This window comes from Nautilia sp. (assembly GCF_053994455.1).
In genome coordinates, this window is sequence record NZ_JBMYAU010000005.1 from 1 (window position 1) to 15,473 (window position 15,473).

The window sequence follows — 15,473 nt, forward strand, 5'->3', positions numbered from 1 at the left end:
TTTGCATATACATTAAAAGAAGCACCAAAAGACGCTGTAGTTGCTAGTCATAAATATTTAGTAAGAGGCGGATATATTAAACAGGTGGCTGCCGGAATATATGATTACGCGCCACTTGGGAAAATGGTGCTTGATAACATAAGAAACATTATAAAAGAAGAAATGGATAAAGCCGGAGCTCAGGAAGTAATGCTTAGCTTTGTTACACCTTATGAACTTTGGGAAGAGACAGGAAGGGCTAAAAAGTACGGGGATGAGTTACTTAGAATTGAAGATAGAAAAGGTCAAAAGTTTGTTTTATCTCCTACAAACGAAGAGAGCGTGGTAGATTTGGTAAGAGGCACAATTAAAAGCTATAAACAGCTTCCAGTAAATCTTTATCAAATAAACCTTAAATTCAGAGATGAGGCAAGACCAAGATTTGGGCTTCTTAGAGGACGTGAATTTATTATGAAAGACGCATACTCTTTTCATGCTACAAGAGAGGATTTAGACAGGGAATTTAATCTTATGCAAGAAACTTATGAAAATATTTTTAAAAAAATGGGGCTTGATTTCAGGGTTGTTGAGGCTGACAGCGGTGCTATTGGTGGAAGCGGAAGCCGTGAATTTATGGTGCTTGCAGATACGGGAGAAGATGATATTGTGGTATGCACGGAGTGTAATTACGCGGCAAATATTGAGGTTGCTACAAGAAAACATGAAAATAGAGTTAATCCGGTAAAAACGGAGATAATCGAAGAAGTTTATACACCTGATAAAAAATCTATTGAAGAGGTTTGTGAATTTTTAGGAATTGATTCGTATTTCAGTGTAAAAGCTGTAGTTAAAAAGGCAATATATGACGAGGGCAAAGAGGAGATCGTAGTATTTTTTATTAGAGGAACTGACAGCTTAGAAGAGACAAAAGCCAAAAATGCAATCGGAGCGCTTGAGCTTGTTGATGCAAGCGAGGAAGAACTCGAAGCGGCAGGGTTGGTTCCCGGATTTATCGGACCTTTTGGACTTCCAAGTAATGTAAAATATGTAATAGACGATGCTTTAAGAATGGCACAAGAGCTTGTATGCGGAGCTAATAAAAAAGATTATCATATAAAAGGAGCCGGGCTTCTTGATGCAAATCTGCTTGGAAACCTGACTGTTTACAGGGATATTGCGGCTGTGAAAGAAGGCGATAAGTGTCCAAAATGCGGAGCGCCTCTTAAAATAACAAAAGGTATTGAAGTAGGACATATATTTAAATTAGGAACTGTGTATTCAGAACCGATGAACGCAACGTTTTTAGATGAAAACGGAAAAGCGAAACCGTTTATTATGGGATGTTACGGAATAGGGGTTAGCAGACTGATTTCCGCTGCAATTGAGCAAAACCATGATGATAGGGGAATTATATGGCCAAAACAGATAGCGCCTTTTGTTGTGGATATAATTATCAGTGACGTTAAAAAAGAGGAGCAGTTAATTTTTGCGGAAGATTTGTATGAAAAACTTATGAGTGCCGGAGTTAAAACCATACTTGATGACAGAGCGGAGAGATTCGGTCCTAAAATTGCCGATTTTGAGCTTGTGGGATTCCCTGTGTGCGTAATTGTAGGTAAAAAGCTAAAAGATGGCAAAGTTGAAGTAAGAAACAGACGCACGGGTGAAAAGTTTGTGGTAGAAAAAGAAATGGCGCTTGAGAAGGTTATGGAAATTATAAACAAATGAAAAGTGAAAAGTTTAGGATAATTAATAGTGTTCATGATTATATAGACGATTTGATGGCTCTTTACAAAAACGAGTGGTGGACTGATAAAAGAAAAAAAGAAGATGTTATAAAAATGCTTCAAAACACCACTTTAGTTTTTGGTATAGTTAAAGATGATAAACTGGTAGCATTTTGCAGGGTTTTGAGCGATTTGGTTTACAAGGCTTTAATATTTGATGTAATTATTGATAAAAAGTATAGAGGAAAAGGTTTTAGTAAAATTTTATTAAGTGAAGTGTTTAATCATCCTAAATTAAGAAATGTTACAGGATTTGAGCTTTATTGTTTAGAAGAGATGAAAAGTTATTATGAAAAATTAGGTTTTAAAAAACTTGATCTGATATTAATGAAAAGGTGATTTATGGGAGTTATATATTTTTTAGTATATCTTTTTTTGGAAATACTTTTTTCTTATGAATTTGCGAAAGTGTTTACACCATTCGGGCTTTTTTTGGAAGTTTTGGTAACGGCGGTAGCCGGTATTACGATTATTAGAACCCTTAATTTTTCAATGGCTGAGAGTATGCAGCGTGTAATGAGAAGGGAAATCAGCGAAGAGGAGTTTATTTCAATAGGGCTTTTTAAGCTGATTGGTGCGATTTTACTTTTTATTCCGGGTGTATTCAGTGATACGGTGGGGCTTCTTTTGATGTTCGAGCCGTTTGCGAAATGGTTTGCTAAAAAGTTTTTAAAAAGAAACAACGTTTATCACGGAACTCATTATAACGACGATGCGGAAATTATTGACGTGGAGATAATTGAGGAAATCCCTGAGAAATAATTTCAAAGAGTTTAAAACTCCTTTTTTCTTTTTGTGTGTAGAAAATAAACACTCATTCATTAATTTTAATTATATTACATTTTAAATTCTGATTTAAATTAAATTCATTTTAAAATATAACTGATTAATTATTAAAGGAGTGAGAGTGGAAGCTATTGTCTTTTTATTTTTACTGGCTATTCTCGCGCTCAAAGTGTTTGCTTTAATAAACGTGGAAAATGTAAGAAAATCGTTTATTGTTGCAAGTGCTGCTGAAGTGCTGTATTTAGGAATAGCTTTTTTGGGTGTAGGTGCTTTAAGCGCTGCAATTTTACATATTGAATATCAGGTGGTTTTCAGGTTGCTTGCCTTTTTAATGTTGTATGAATTTTTTACATATAAAAACTGTATAAAGCTTGATTCTTTAAAAGGTGTAGGTTTTAGTAAATGGGGTGTGGTTTTCGGTTTTGCCGTTTTTGGGAGTTTGGGTGTTTCTTTAATAACATCTAAACAGTTGATTTTAAATTCATTTACAAGTTCCGGTATGTTTGAACTCGGATATATGATTGTTGCTATTAATATAATTCAGGCGGTTTATTTGATTACACTGTTTGAAAAAATTGTTTTCACAAAAGGCGGTGAATCTTTAAATAAAATAAAAAACATATTGCCTGTGGGAATATTTACCCTTGCCGGACTTGCAGTGTTTTTTTTACCGCAGGTTTATTTAATAATTCCTAAACTATTCAGTGACATTAGTACTTTTCATATAAGTTTCGGTTTTGATTATACGGGGATAAGAGGTGTTTTTGCTTTAATTTTTTCTTTTATTATTGTAATCGTATTTTTATATTCATTCGATTACATTAAAACGTATAAAAGCTTTTATTATACAGCTTTGGCGGTTTTGGGTATCGCACTGATTGAAGTCGCAATGAGCGACAGTTTTGAAAGTTTTTATCTTTTTTGGGAATTAATGACGATTTCTTCATATCTGCTTATTATGCATTCAAGAAGTGAAGCTTCAATAAGTGCCGCTAAACTTTATTTTATAATGTGTATAGCCGGTGCATATTTATTACAATTAGGATTTTCCGAATTTTATACCAATGGTATGTATAATTTCAGTGAAATAAAAAATATTTCACTTAATGTTTCTATATTATTAATGTTAGGGTTCGGTGTTAAAGCAGGTTTGGTACCGCTTCATAAATGGTTACCAGTCGCACACCCGGAGGCACCAAGCAGTATTTCGGCTCCTCTTTCAGGTATTTTAACGAAGGCGGGGGTTTTCGGTATTATTGTTTTAATATATTTCTTTAATGTTAATTCTTTAATTTTTTCTTATTTACTTATAGGAATAGGTCTTGCTACGCTGTTTTACGGTGAGATTAAAACTCTTTTTGAAAAAGATATAAAAAGGCTTTTTGCTTATTCGACTATAGGGCAGATAGGAGAAATAATTACAGTGCTCGGTCTGATGAGTACGGCGGCTTTAAGTAGTGCTCTTTATCATATTATCAACCATGCTGTTGTAAAAGATCTTTTATTCTTAAGTGCCGGTATTTTAATTTTAAGTGCAGGAAGCAGAAATCTTGATGATTTAAAAGGTATAGGTAAAAAGCTGCCTATTTTGGCGTTTCCTTTGGGAGTGGGTATTTTTGCGATAAGTGCATTTCCACCGTTTGGTAACTTCAATTCTAAATTTTTTATGATTTATTCTGCTATGGATACAAATAATTATCTGGTTGCATTCGGTCTTGTGATTGGAGCTGTTATCGGATTTATAGGTATGCTCAGGGTGTTTAAATTTATTTTCTTATATAACGGCGAAAGGGAATTTAAAAAAGTAACGGGATTAAAAATATGGGTGGTATATGCTCTTGCGTTAGTTTCGTTTTTACTTGGTGTTTTCCCAAATCAAGTGCTTAATTTTATAAATCAGGCTATAAATACAAGTTTACATACAAATGTCGTACTACCTGAGTTTGTATTGCATATACCGTTAAGTGTTGCTATTATGGTTATCGGTGCCGCAGTTGTGTTTTTCTTTGGAAAAACAAGCAAAAATGCGGGCATTCTCGCTGCATGCTTTTCATTTTTGGCACTCTTGGAAATATTGACTCATAAATTCAGTTTCGGTACGTTCTTTGCGGGATTGGTATTATTTATGGCAGTTCTTAATTTTATTTATGCAATTCAATATATGGATCATTCTCATAAACCCGGCAGATTTTTTGCTAACTTTATGATAATGATAATCGGTATTTTAGGTGTTGCACTGGCAAACAGTATTTATGATATGTTTTTCTTTTGGGAAATAATGGGCGGATGGGCACTTTATATTGCCCTTGTTCACGAAGAGGATTCTTTATCCGTAAGAGAAGCAAGTAAATATCTGATATATAATTTTGCGGGTGCCGGAATTTTAATGATCGGTTTGTCCATTATATTGAAATATGGAAATAATTGTCTTATTTTCAAATCTATACCTTTAACTGATGAGGTGATTTTTGCTATTGTTTTATTGACTCTCGGATTTTTAGCTAAAGCGGCACAATTACCTGTAAGAATTGATTATCAGATGCATCCTAAACCCGCACCAACACCAATCAGTGGGTATATTTCTTCGACAATGCTTAAAACGGGTCCTTTTATGCTTGTGAAAATGTTTTATTTCATAATTGCGGGAGCTGTAGCTATCAGGCTTGCTGCCATTGATGTAATCGGACATATAGCGGCTATAATAGGTGTTGTAACTATTTTAATGGGTGCTGCATTTGGTCTTCTTACAAATTCGATGAAAAGGCTTCTGATTTTCTTAACTGTTGCGGAAATAGGTTATATCGTAGCCGGTGTTTCGCTTCTTACTAACGACGGACTTGCCGGTGGTCTGTTACACCTGATAAATCATATGTTCTTTAAAGATTTGCTCTTTTTAAGTGCCGGTGCGATTTTTTATAAAACGGGAATTGACAATCTTGATGAAATCGGCGGTCTCGCAAGAAAAATGCCTATTACGTTTATAACATTCCTTGTTGCGGTATTTTCTACGGCGGGTGTGCCGCTATACAGCGGTTTCGTATCAAAATGGATGATTTATCACGCTCTTTTACAAAAAGGATATGTTTTCCTTGCAATTATGACGCTTCTCGGAAGTATTATGATTTTGCTTGTATTCGTTAAATTTTTACATTCCGCATATTTCGGTAAGGTTGAAAAAAGATTTATGAACGTAAGCAGAGTGGATTTATATATGGCGATTCCTATGGGAATATTGGCGGTGCTTAATATACTATTGGGACTCTTCCCGTCAATTATGTTAAAACCGATAAATATGGTTCTTGAAGGCTTCGGGTTCAACGGAATCACCTATACCTTTGCTTCGGTAACAATCGGAAATGATACACTTAATATGGCGGATTTGGCTATTTATTTGATTATCGCAATAATAATAGGGGGTGCGTTAATTATGTATTTCGGCAGAAAAGAGAGAAATACACATATATTCCTCTCCGGGGTTAGGGATCTTAGTGAAAGTGAAATTCATTTGCATTCTCAAAACTATTATGAGCCTTTGATAGTGCTTATTTCATCTATTATTAAAGTGACCAAAAGAATTTTTGGACTAAAAGGAGGCTACGTTGAGCGCTAATTTAATAAACTTTTTTATATTTCCGGGAGGATTTTTTGCCGTTTTTCTCGGTTTGATCTTGATAAGTATCGAAAGAATTCTTGTTGCGAGATTTCAGGGCAGGGTCGGTCCTGTTTTTTATCAAAACGTTATAGATATAGTAAAATTGTTTAATAAAGAAACTTTGATACCGAAAGATGCCAAAGATTTTGTATTTAAGTTCGCTCCGCTTTTCGGTTTTTCGGGTATGCTTGTTTTAGTTTATTTTTTACCTGTTCCGGGTGTATATGAAGGAATTAGAGGCGATTATGATTTGATTATTTTAATTTACTTTATGGCTCTTCCCGCAATTTCTCATATTTTAGGAGGGGGTGCCTCAAGTTCGCCGTATGCGGCAATTAGCGTGAGTAGAGAGCTTAAACTTATGCTCGTTTATGAATTTGTATTTATTGTTATAGGATTGACGCTTGCTGTTTATGTAGGAAACGGAAGTGGTGAATTTTCACTTAAAAAAATAATGGATTATCAACTTGAACACGGATATTTTCTTTTTGACTGGAAATTATGGCCGGCGTTTATTGCGTTTTTAATATTTGTTTTAGCTACTCTTGAAGTTCCTCCGTTTGAAGTTGCACATCACAATCATGCGGATATTATGGAAGGTTATCTTATTGAATACAGCGGAGCGCCTTTAGCTCTTTTTGAAATAACGGATGCGTTGAAAATTGTTGTTTTAAGTATAGTTTTTCAGATATTCTTTTTTCCGAGTATTATCGGACACGATATTGTAATTAATCTTCTTTGGTTTATCGTTAAAACTTTGTTTTTAGTTGCTTTTGTAGCGTTGGCACATGCATCGCTTGCTTCATTCAGAGCGGATCAGGAATTTAAATTTTTAATAAGAGTTCCGGTTGTTTTAGCTTTAATTTCATTGGTTTTAGTAATTCTTTCAATTAAAGGATTGATATGAGTATTATTACAAGAAGCCCGTTTTTATTCAGAATCAATACAGGCAGTTGCAACGGGTGTGACGTGGAACTGGCGACGACTGCCATGATACCGAGATATGATGTCGAAAGACTGGGATGCAGATATACTGGAAGTCCTAAACATGCGGATATTTTACTTGTAACGGGGCCTATTACGGCAAGAAGCAAGCCTTATTTACTTGAAGTTTTGGATGAACTTCCTAATCCGTTTGTTGTTGTTGCTGTGGGAACCTGCCCTACAAGCTGTGGAATTTTCAGGGATTCATACGCTATTGAAGGTCCTTTGGACAAATACGTAAAAGTTGATGTAAACGTTCCGGGATGTCCGCCGAGACCACAGGCGATAATCGACGGTGTGGCAAAAGCGCTTGAAATATGGAAACAAAAAATAAGGGATCAAAAATGAGCGGGTTTTTAAAAATTGCAATAAGGAATTTGTTAAAAGGGCCGACAACCGATCCGTATCCGTTCGGTCCTACGTTTATACCGGATAAATTAAGAGGAAAACTAAAAGTTGACGCCAAAGCGTGTACCGCTTGCGGGACATGTGAGGAAGTTTGCCCCTCTGGAGCTATACATATAACCAAAAATGAAAACGTTTACGTTCATACCACCTGGTACAATACCTGCTGTTTTTGCGGTAACTGTGAATTTTTCTGTCCTACTGGGGCAATAAAGCTGACAAACGATTTTCATACCGCAAACACCGAAGCTGAAAAATTCAAATTTATAACTGTAACGGCGATACCTGAAGTTAAATGCGAAAAGTGCGGAAAATATTTTATGGCTCCAAGCACTGAACTGCTAAAAAGGGCGTATCCCCATGTGAATAAATCAGTTGAAAAATTTATAAATATTTGTCCTGAGTGCAGACAAAAAGAAGCTTTTGAAAGGTTGCATAAATGAAAGAAACATTAAAAAGAAAAGTAAAAGCGGAAATTAAAGAAAGACTTGATCAGGGTAGTTATGATTTAAGGGAAGAAGTTGATGATAAAGGTAACATTCAGCTTTGGCTTAAACTTTATAACAGAAAAGATATTTTACACATAGCACAGCTTGTTAAAGATTTCGGAGGAAGATGTGTAATTATAAGTGCGTATAAAAAAGATGATCATCATGTTCTTGTATATCATCTTGACATAGACGGAATGCTTTTAAATGTGGAAGTGGAACTGTTTGACAATAAAGTCGATTCAATCACTCCGATACTTAATTCTGCAAACTGGACTGAAAGAGAGTTTAAAGAGATGTTCGGAATAGAACTTATCGGTCATCCGAATCCCGCAAGACTTTTCCTTGATGAAAGTATCGCAGAGGGGATACTCGGCGAATATATGCCACTATCTCAGGCAATGAACGGAGCGGCGACATGCTGTATGTGGGAAAAAATAGAAAGTGAAAGGCATAAAGATGAAAACTAAAATTCCTATAGGTCCGTTTCATATCGGACTTGAAGAACCGATTTATTTTAAAATAGACCTAAAAGGTGAAACGGTAGAATGCGTTGATATGATTAACGGATTTGTACACAGGGGTATCGAATATCTGGCAATGCAAAAAAACTTTTTTCAAAACCTGATTTTGACGGAGAGGGTTTGTTCTCTGTGTTCTAACAACCATCCTTTTACGTACGTAATGGCCGTGGAAAAAATAGCGGGTATTGAAGTCAGTAAAAGGGCCAATTATTTAAGGGTTGTGGCTGATGAAGTAAAAAGAATAGCTTCTCATATGTTTAATATTTCTATGTTGGCTCATCTTGTCGGGCATCATTCTTTAATGACCCAGACAATGGAAGCAAGAGAAATCATGCAGGATATTAAAGAGACAATTTGGGGTAACAGAATGGATATGAGCGCCAACACTCTAAGCGGTGTGAAGTATGATCTTGACGAGGGACAGATTGAATATATTTTAAAAAGACTCAAGGAACTCGAACCCCAGGTTGATGAACTTATAGATATCTATTTTAATAATAAAATAGTAAAAGCAAGAACAGTAGGAGTCGGTGTTTTGCCTAAAGAGGACGCATTAAGACTTGGTGTAACAGGTCCTACCGCAAGAGGAAGTGGTGTTAATAACGACGTAAGGGATAAAGCTCCTTATGCGGCTTATGACGAACTTAAACCGAATGTCTGCTTAGAAAAAGACGGAGATGTTTATTCAAGAATGAAAGTCAGATGGAGGGAAGTTAAGGATTCCATAAGACTTGTCCGTGAAGCAATTACAAACCTCCCTGAAGGTCCGGTTGTAACACAAAAAAGACCTCATATTCCGGCGGGTGAAGCTGTAACGAGAAGCGAGGCTCCAAGAGGAGAGCTTATTTATTATCTAAAAACAAACGGTGCCCAAAAACCCGAAAGAATGAGATGGAGGGTTCCTACATATATGAACTGGGAAGCGTTAAGGGTTATGATTCCGGGTAATAAATTAACAGATGTGGCTGTGATTTTTAACAGTATCGATCCTTGTATTTCATGTACCGAAAGATAAATTGAAGTGTGATTTGTAAAAATGATAAGCAGAAAAGTTGTGAAGTTTTTAAGAAAATAAAAAAGGAGAGTAAATGGCTAATAAGTTTATATTTGCAGATGCAACCAAATGCATAGGGTGTCTGAACTGTGAGCTTGCGTGTGCGGCAAGCCATATGGGAGTAAGTCTTGACGAAGCATATGATATGGGACTTAAGGGAATTGACTTAATACACAGAAACACCGTAATAAAACATGCTAATCTTACTGCGCCTATGCAGTGTATGCAGTGTGAGGACGCTCCTTGTGTAAATGCGTGTCCTATCGATATTATTAAATACGAGAACAATTATGTAAAAATTTATGAAGACGACTGTATAGGATGCAGAAGCTGTGCGATGGTGTGTCCTTTTGGTGCAATCGTAATGGCGCCGAGCCAATCTACAAACGTTACGGGGCTTGTGGCTTTGAAATGTGATTTATGCGGTGGAGCCGAAGGCGAGCAGGCTTGTGTTAACGTATGTCCGACGGATGCGCTGAGACTGATAGATTACGCGGAATATAAAGCAAAAAAACAAAACGAGGCGTTTGAGAGACTGAATCAAGATGCATGAATTATCAATAGTTCAGTCAATGATGAAAATCGTTGAAAAAGCTTCTGAAGGCAAAGAAGTTACTAAACTTGTTGTGAAAATCGGCAAAATGAGCGGGATTGAGCCGCACTTTTTGAAAGAAAGTTTTGATTTTTTTAAAGAAGGTACCGTTTGTAAAAACGCAGAAATGGAAATTATAGAAGTTGATGTAAAAGTCAAATGTTTCGGGTGCGGGAATGAAAGCGAAATAAAAGGCTTTGATTTTCACTGTCCCGTATGTGGTAGCGAAAAAACGAAAATTATTGCCGGTGAAGAGATGCATATAGAATATATAGAAGTGAAGGAGTGACAATGAAAAAAGATTTTACAAGAATTCCTAAAAAAATTCAAAAAAAAAGAGAACCTCAGGAGAGAATTAAAGATTTTGAACCGATTTATTATGAATTTAACGAAGAAGAGGCAAAAGAACAGGCTAAGAGATGTATAACGTGTCCTATAGATGTGTTAAGAGGACTTGAAAGTGAATTTAGTTTCTGCAGAACTGGATGTCCTTTAGGAAATTATATTCCCCAGTGGATCAGGGAGGTTAGAAAAGGAAACCTTAAAAGAGCGTTTGAACTGAGTAATGAAATGTCACCGTTTCCTGAAGTAATGGGAAGAGTGTGCCCTCATGACAATCTGTGTCAGGGAGCTTGTACAATAACTAAAACAGAGCATGGTAGTGTGGCAATCGGCGCTATTGAAGTGTTTATTTCTGAAGAAGGGTTTAAACGGGGACTAAAACCTTACTACGGAGAAGATAAAAAAAGAAGAAAAAGAGTAGCCGTAATAGGAAGCGGTCCTGCTGGTATGAGCTGTGCGACATATCTTTTAAGAGGCGGTGCCAATGTTGAAATATTTGAAAAATCAGACAGACCCGGAGGGCTTTTGACGTACGGTATTCCTAATTTCAAACTTCATAAAGACGTAATATTCAGAAGATTTAAATGGATGGAAGAAGCGGGGCTTAAACTGCATCTGAATCATCCTATTTTAACGGAAGAGGATTTTGAAAAACTTGTTGACGATTTTGATGCCGTATTTATCGGTGTAGGTGCGCCAAGCGGCAGGGGTGCGAGAATGGAAAACGAAGACGCAAACGGCGTATATCATGTAATGGATATATTAACCCACGCACAAAAAAGAGTGTTTAAAGATTTTGACGAGTGTATTTTAAAAGACAAAAAAGTGGTTGTTTTAGGCGGCGGCGACAGTGCAATGGATGCGGTCAGAACTTCTATCAGAAGTGGTGCTAAAAAAGTTACGTGCGTTTACAGAAGGGATGAAGCCAATATGCCGGGAAGCAAAAAAGAAGTGATTAACGCAAAAGAAGAGGGTGTTAAATTTATGTTTTATACCGCTCCTAAAGCCGTAAAAGTTGATGAAAACAAAAACGTTGTGGGAATTGTGTGTCAAAAAACGGAACTCGGTGAGCCTGATAGTAGCGGCAGAAGAAGGGTTCAGGTGGTAGAAGGCAGTGATTTTGAAATTCCTTGTGATATAATTATATTAGCCCTTGGTTTCGATAACGTAAAATTCGCATGGTATGAGCATGCCGGAATCGAAACCGACAAATGGGGGTGTCCGAAAGTGAACGAAAGATACCAAACAACCAATCCGAAAGTGTATGCCGGAGGGGATGCCGTAAGAGGTGCGGATTTAGTCGTAACTGCGGCGAGAGACGGAAGAGATGCGGCATATGCGATTTTAGAAGATTTGGGATTAAAGGATTAAAATGACTGCTGTTTATAAAAGTGATGTTGTTATTGTAGGCGCCGGGCTTGCGGGTCTGGCGGCTGCAAGGGAGCTTGTAAAAGCCGGAAAAAGCGTGACGGTTTTAACGAAACTCCATCCTCTGCGCTCCCACTCGGGTGCGGCGCAGGGAGGTATAAACGCCGCACTTGCGGATGACGACGATGTGGAGCTTCATAAATTCGATACCGTTAAAGGTAGCGATTATCTTGCAGATCAGGACGCGGTTGAGCTTATGTGCGAAAAGGCACCCGAGACGATCAGATGGATTGAAAGAATGGGCGCTGTGTTCAGCCGTAGGGAAGACGGCAGAATCGCTCAAAGGCCGTTCGGGGGGCAAAGCAGGCCTAGAGCATGTTTTGCAAAAGACAGAACCGGTCTTACCCTTCTTCAGACCATGTATGAACAGTGTGTCAGGGAAAACGTATTAATGCTTGATGAGTGGTATGTCGCCGATGTACTGTATGAAGACGGCAAAGCGTACGGAGTCGTTGCTTATAATCTCAGGGATCTCACTCCCGCAATATTCAATGCAAAAGCCGTAATGTTCGCCACAGGCGGATACGCGAGAGCATTTAAGGTAAATTCAAACGCTCATGCAAATACCGGAGACGGTCTTTCTATCTTAGCCAGACGCGGAATTCCTCTTGAAGATATGGAATTTGTACAGTTCCACCCGACGGGACTTGCCGGAAGCGGAATTTTGATGAGTGAAGCCGCAAGGGGTGAGGGCGGAAGGCTGTTTAACTCCGAGGGCGAGCGTTTTATGGAAAAATACGCGCCTGAAAAAATGGAATTAGCACCGAGGGATGTTGTAAGCCGGGCGATTATGAAAGAGATAATCGAAGGAAGAGGCGCAAAAGAAGATCCGTTTGCGGTATATCTTGATCTGACACATTTAGGGGAGAAAAAAATTAATGAAAGACTGCCTGAACTTCGTGACTTGGCACTCACTTTCCTCGGACGTGACATGGTAAAAGAGCCTATTTTAATCTCGGCCACCGCGCATTATTCAATGGGTGGTATTCCTGTGGATATCAACGGGCATGTGAAAAAATCCCCTACAGAACTTACCGAAGGGCTGTATGCCGCGGGTGAGTGTGCGTGTGTGAGCGTGCACGGGGCAAACAGACTCGGGGCGAACTCGCTTCTTGAAGCGCTCTTTTACGGAAGATGGACGGGGCAGTCTATTCTAAAAGATCTTGACGGTATCGAACTGAGGGAAGCAAACGCAAAAGAAGCCGAGAGAATGTTAAATGAAGTTAAGGGGCTTTTAAATTCGAACGGTAATGAAAAAGTTTCTCAAATCAGAAGCGAACTTCAGGAAACCATGAGCACAAAAGTCGGGGTTTTCAGAGAAGAATCCACTATGTTTGAAGCGAAAGAAAAATTAAAAGAACTTCGCAAAAGATACAAAAACATAAAACTTGACGACAAAGGCAAACTTTACAACACCGACCTTCAAGAAGCTATTGAACTCGGTCATATGCTCGATTACGCTCTGTTTATCGTTGAAGGTGCGATTAACAGAAAAGAATCGAGAGGGGCGCATTACAGGGAGGATTATCCGAAAAGGGACGATGAAAATTTCTTGAAACATACTTTCGGTTATCTAAAAGAAGATGAAATAGAAATAGAGTACGGTGAGGTTAAAATTACAAAATTTGAACCTCAAGAGCGTAAATACTAAAATGGAAAATTTTTCAATGGAAAATGGAAAATTAAAAGGATAAATGATGGAAGTGACGTTTAAAGTATACAGATTTAACCCGGAAGTAGATGAAAAACCACATTTCAAAAAATATACCCTTGATATGAAGGATGATGCGGTTATACTTGATGCGCTTAACAGAATCAAATGGGAGATTGACGGAAGCCTCAGTTACAGAAGAAGCTGCAGGCACGGAATCTGCGGAAGCTGTGCCGTTAAACTCAACGGCAAAAACGTGCTTGCGTGTAAAACCCCTGTAAAAGAAGCCGTTGAAATGTTCGGAACCACTCTTGTAATCGAGCCTCTGAGTAAAAACAAAGACAAAGTTATAAAAGACCTTGTTAACGACAAAAAAGATTTCTGGGATAAAAACGCAAAAGTCAAACCGTACCTTATTGCGGAAATTGACGAACATCCTGAAAGTGAAAACCTTGTAAAACCGGAACTTGTGGAAATGATTGAAGAGGCGGATTACTGTATAGCGTGCGGGTGCTGTTATTATGCTTGCGAGAGCGTAAGGGCGAATAAAGATTTCTTAGGGCCTCAGGCGCTTGCCAAAACATACAGGTTTACGGCCGATGTAAGGGATAAGGCTAAAAATGACAGGCTTTCTTTTGTGGACAAACTCGGAATCGGTATATGGGACTGTGTGAAATGCCAGGCGTGTATAGAGGTTTGTCCTAAAGGCGTTGATCCGTTTACTAAAATTACGCATCTTCACAATCAGGTATTCGAAGAAGGAGTTGCAAAAAGAAACGTTGCAACCAAACACGCCGAAGGTTTTGTTCATTCCATTAAAAAACACGGTATCCTTGATGAGGGAATGTTGGTACTTTACAGCGAGGGTGTGAATGTTGTCCGTCATATGCCTGAAGCCGTGGCGATGTTTATGAAAGGTAAAATCAAACTCCCTTGGCAGATGCCTAAAAGCGAAGGGCTTGAAGAGATTCAAAAACTTATCGAAATATCTCAAACACACGAGTTAAAGGACTGATATGAAATATGCGTTATATACAGGATGTACGGCGAAAGAATCAACGCCCGAGCTTCTTAAATCGACCCTTGCCGTGGCGAAAGAGCTCGGAATTGAAATTGAAATATTAAATGAGGCAAGCTGCTGCGGGGCAAGCCATCTTCAGGATTTTGACGAATTTTTATCGCTTGTATTGAATGCAAGAAACATCTGTCTTGCCGAAAAAAGAAGACTTAAACTCGTAACGCTATGTAATACGTGCCAGCTTATGCTTGAAAACACCAAGCAGAAACTCGACGGCGATGAAGAACTTAAAGCCAAAGTAAACGAAAAGCTTGCCGAAGTCGGATATAAGTACACGGGCAGTTCGAAAGTTCAGCACTTTTTGTATGCCATTCTTGAAGACATAGGGCTTGAAGAAATTTCAAAACACGTAAAAAAACCCCTCAATTCAAAAATCGCACCGTTTTACGGCTGCCATATTATAAGACCTTCAAAAACACACGACGGGGCGAATCTCAACGAAAACCCTTATAAGCCGAATGCCATTGAGAGCTTGATTAAAGTGTTGATGGGTGAATCTGTGGAATATGAAAGCAAAACGAAATGCTGCGGTTTTCATGTCGACTTGCAAAATACGCCTGTGAGTGAAAAACTCACAGCCAACGCTTTAATAGACGCAGGCGAACACGGGGCCGAAATGATGGTTACACCTTGTCCTCTCTGTCATTTAAACCTTGACGTTAAACAAAAAGCGGCCGCAAAGCATGCAAATAAAGAATTCAATATGCCGGTGCTGCATCTGCC

At 38.1% G+C, this 15,473-nt stretch carries 15 protein-coding genes; all 15 read left to right on the top strand.

What is annotated here, in order from left to right:
- The coding region (locus ACXJIE_RS00320; RefSeq protein WP_456478989.1) for a proline--tRNA ligase at positions 1-1,707 on the top strand (1,707 nt) is incomplete at its 5' end.
- Positions 1,704-2,105, top strand: coding sequence for a GNAT family N-acetyltransferase (locus ACXJIE_RS00325; RefSeq protein WP_456478990.1), 402 nt, complete (start codon positions 1,704-1,706; stop codon positions 2,103-2,105). The genes ACXJIE_RS00320 and ACXJIE_RS00325, both read left to right, overlap by 4 nt.
- A 3-nt stretch (positions 2,106-2,108) precedes the next feature.
- Positions 2,109-2,528 carry an FxsA family protein gene (locus ACXJIE_RS00330; protein WP_456478991.1) on the top strand — a complete coding sequence of 140 codons (420 nt, stop codon included), beginning with the start codon at positions 2,109-2,111 and terminating at the stop codon, positions 2,526-2,528.
- Positions 2,529-2,673: 145 nt separating this feature from the next.
- Entirely contained in the window at positions 2,674-6,162 is a 3,489-nt protein-coding gene (locus tag ACXJIE_RS00335) for a complex I subunit 5 family protein (RefSeq protein WP_456478992.1), read from the top strand.
- Positions 6,152-7,111, top strand: coding sequence for a respiratory chain complex I subunit 1 family protein (locus ACXJIE_RS00340; protein ID WP_456478993.1), 960 nt, complete (start codon positions 6,152-6,154; stop codon positions 7,109-7,111). Before ACXJIE_RS00335 ends, ACXJIE_RS00340 begins: the two co-directional genes overlap by 11 nt.
- On the top strand, positions 7,108-7,536 hold the full coding sequence (locus ACXJIE_RS00345) for an NADH-quinone oxidoreductase subunit B family protein (protein WP_456478994.1): 429 nt from the start codon (positions 7,108-7,110) through the stop codon (positions 7,534-7,536). The genes ACXJIE_RS00340 and ACXJIE_RS00345 overlap by 4 nt, the downstream gene beginning before the upstream one ends.
- Positions 7,533-8,036, top strand: coding sequence for a 4Fe-4S binding protein (locus ACXJIE_RS00350; protein WP_456478995.1), 504 nt, complete (start codon positions 7,533-7,535; stop codon positions 8,034-8,036). The genes ACXJIE_RS00345 and ACXJIE_RS00350 overlap by 4 nt, the downstream gene beginning before the upstream one ends.
- Complete coding sequence (locus ACXJIE_RS00355; RefSeq protein ID WP_456478996.1) at positions 8,033-8,551, top strand: NADH-quinone oxidoreductase subunit C; 519 nt, start codon at positions 8,033-8,035, stop codon at positions 8,549-8,551. Before ACXJIE_RS00350 ends, ACXJIE_RS00355 begins: the two co-directional genes overlap by 4 nt.
- The gene (locus ACXJIE_RS00360; RefSeq protein ID WP_456478997.1) at positions 8,541-9,620 is read left to right on the top strand and encodes a hydrogenase large subunit; all 1,080 of its coding nucleotides are present in this window, start codon (positions 8,541-8,543) and stop codon (positions 9,618-9,620) included. The genes ACXJIE_RS00355 and ACXJIE_RS00360 overlap by 11 nt, the downstream gene beginning before the upstream one ends.
- A gap of 73 nt (positions 9,621-9,693) precedes the next feature.
- The gene (locus ACXJIE_RS00365; RefSeq protein WP_456478998.1) at positions 9,694-10,212 is read left to right on the top strand and encodes a 4Fe-4S dicluster domain-containing protein; all 519 of its coding nucleotides are present in this window, start codon (positions 9,694-9,696) and stop codon (positions 10,210-10,212) included.
- Positions 10,205-10,540: a hydrogenase maturation nickel metallochaperone HypA/HybF gene (locus tag ACXJIE_RS00370; protein WP_456478999.1), complete on the top strand. Its 336-nt coding sequence runs from the start codon at positions 10,205-10,207 to the stop codon at positions 10,538-10,540. The genes ACXJIE_RS00365 and ACXJIE_RS00370 overlap by 8 nt, the downstream gene beginning before the upstream one ends.
- Before the next feature lie 2 nt (positions 10,541-10,542).
- Positions 10,543-11,964: a glutamate synthase small subunit GltD family protein gene (locus tag ACXJIE_RS00375; protein ID WP_456479000.1), complete on the top strand. Its 1,422-nt coding sequence runs from the start codon at positions 10,543-10,545 to the stop codon at positions 11,962-11,964.
- 1 nt (position 11,965) lies between these two features.
- Complete coding sequence (locus ACXJIE_RS00380) at positions 11,966-13,672, top strand: FAD-dependent oxidoreductase (protein ID WP_456479001.1); 1,707 nt, start codon at positions 11,966-11,968, stop codon at positions 13,670-13,672.
- Between the two features lie 46 nt (positions 13,673-13,718).
- Positions 13,719-14,687, top strand: a complete 969-nt coding sequence (locus ACXJIE_RS00385) for a succinate dehydrogenase/fumarate reductase iron-sulfur subunit (protein WP_456479002.1) — start codon at positions 13,719-13,721, stop codon at positions 14,685-14,687.
- Between the two features lies 1 nt (position 14,688).
- A partial coding sequence (locus tag ACXJIE_RS00390) for a CoB--CoM heterodisulfide reductase iron-sulfur subunit B family protein (RefSeq protein ID WP_456479003.1) occupies positions 14,689-15,473 on the top strand: 785 nt, incomplete at its 3' end.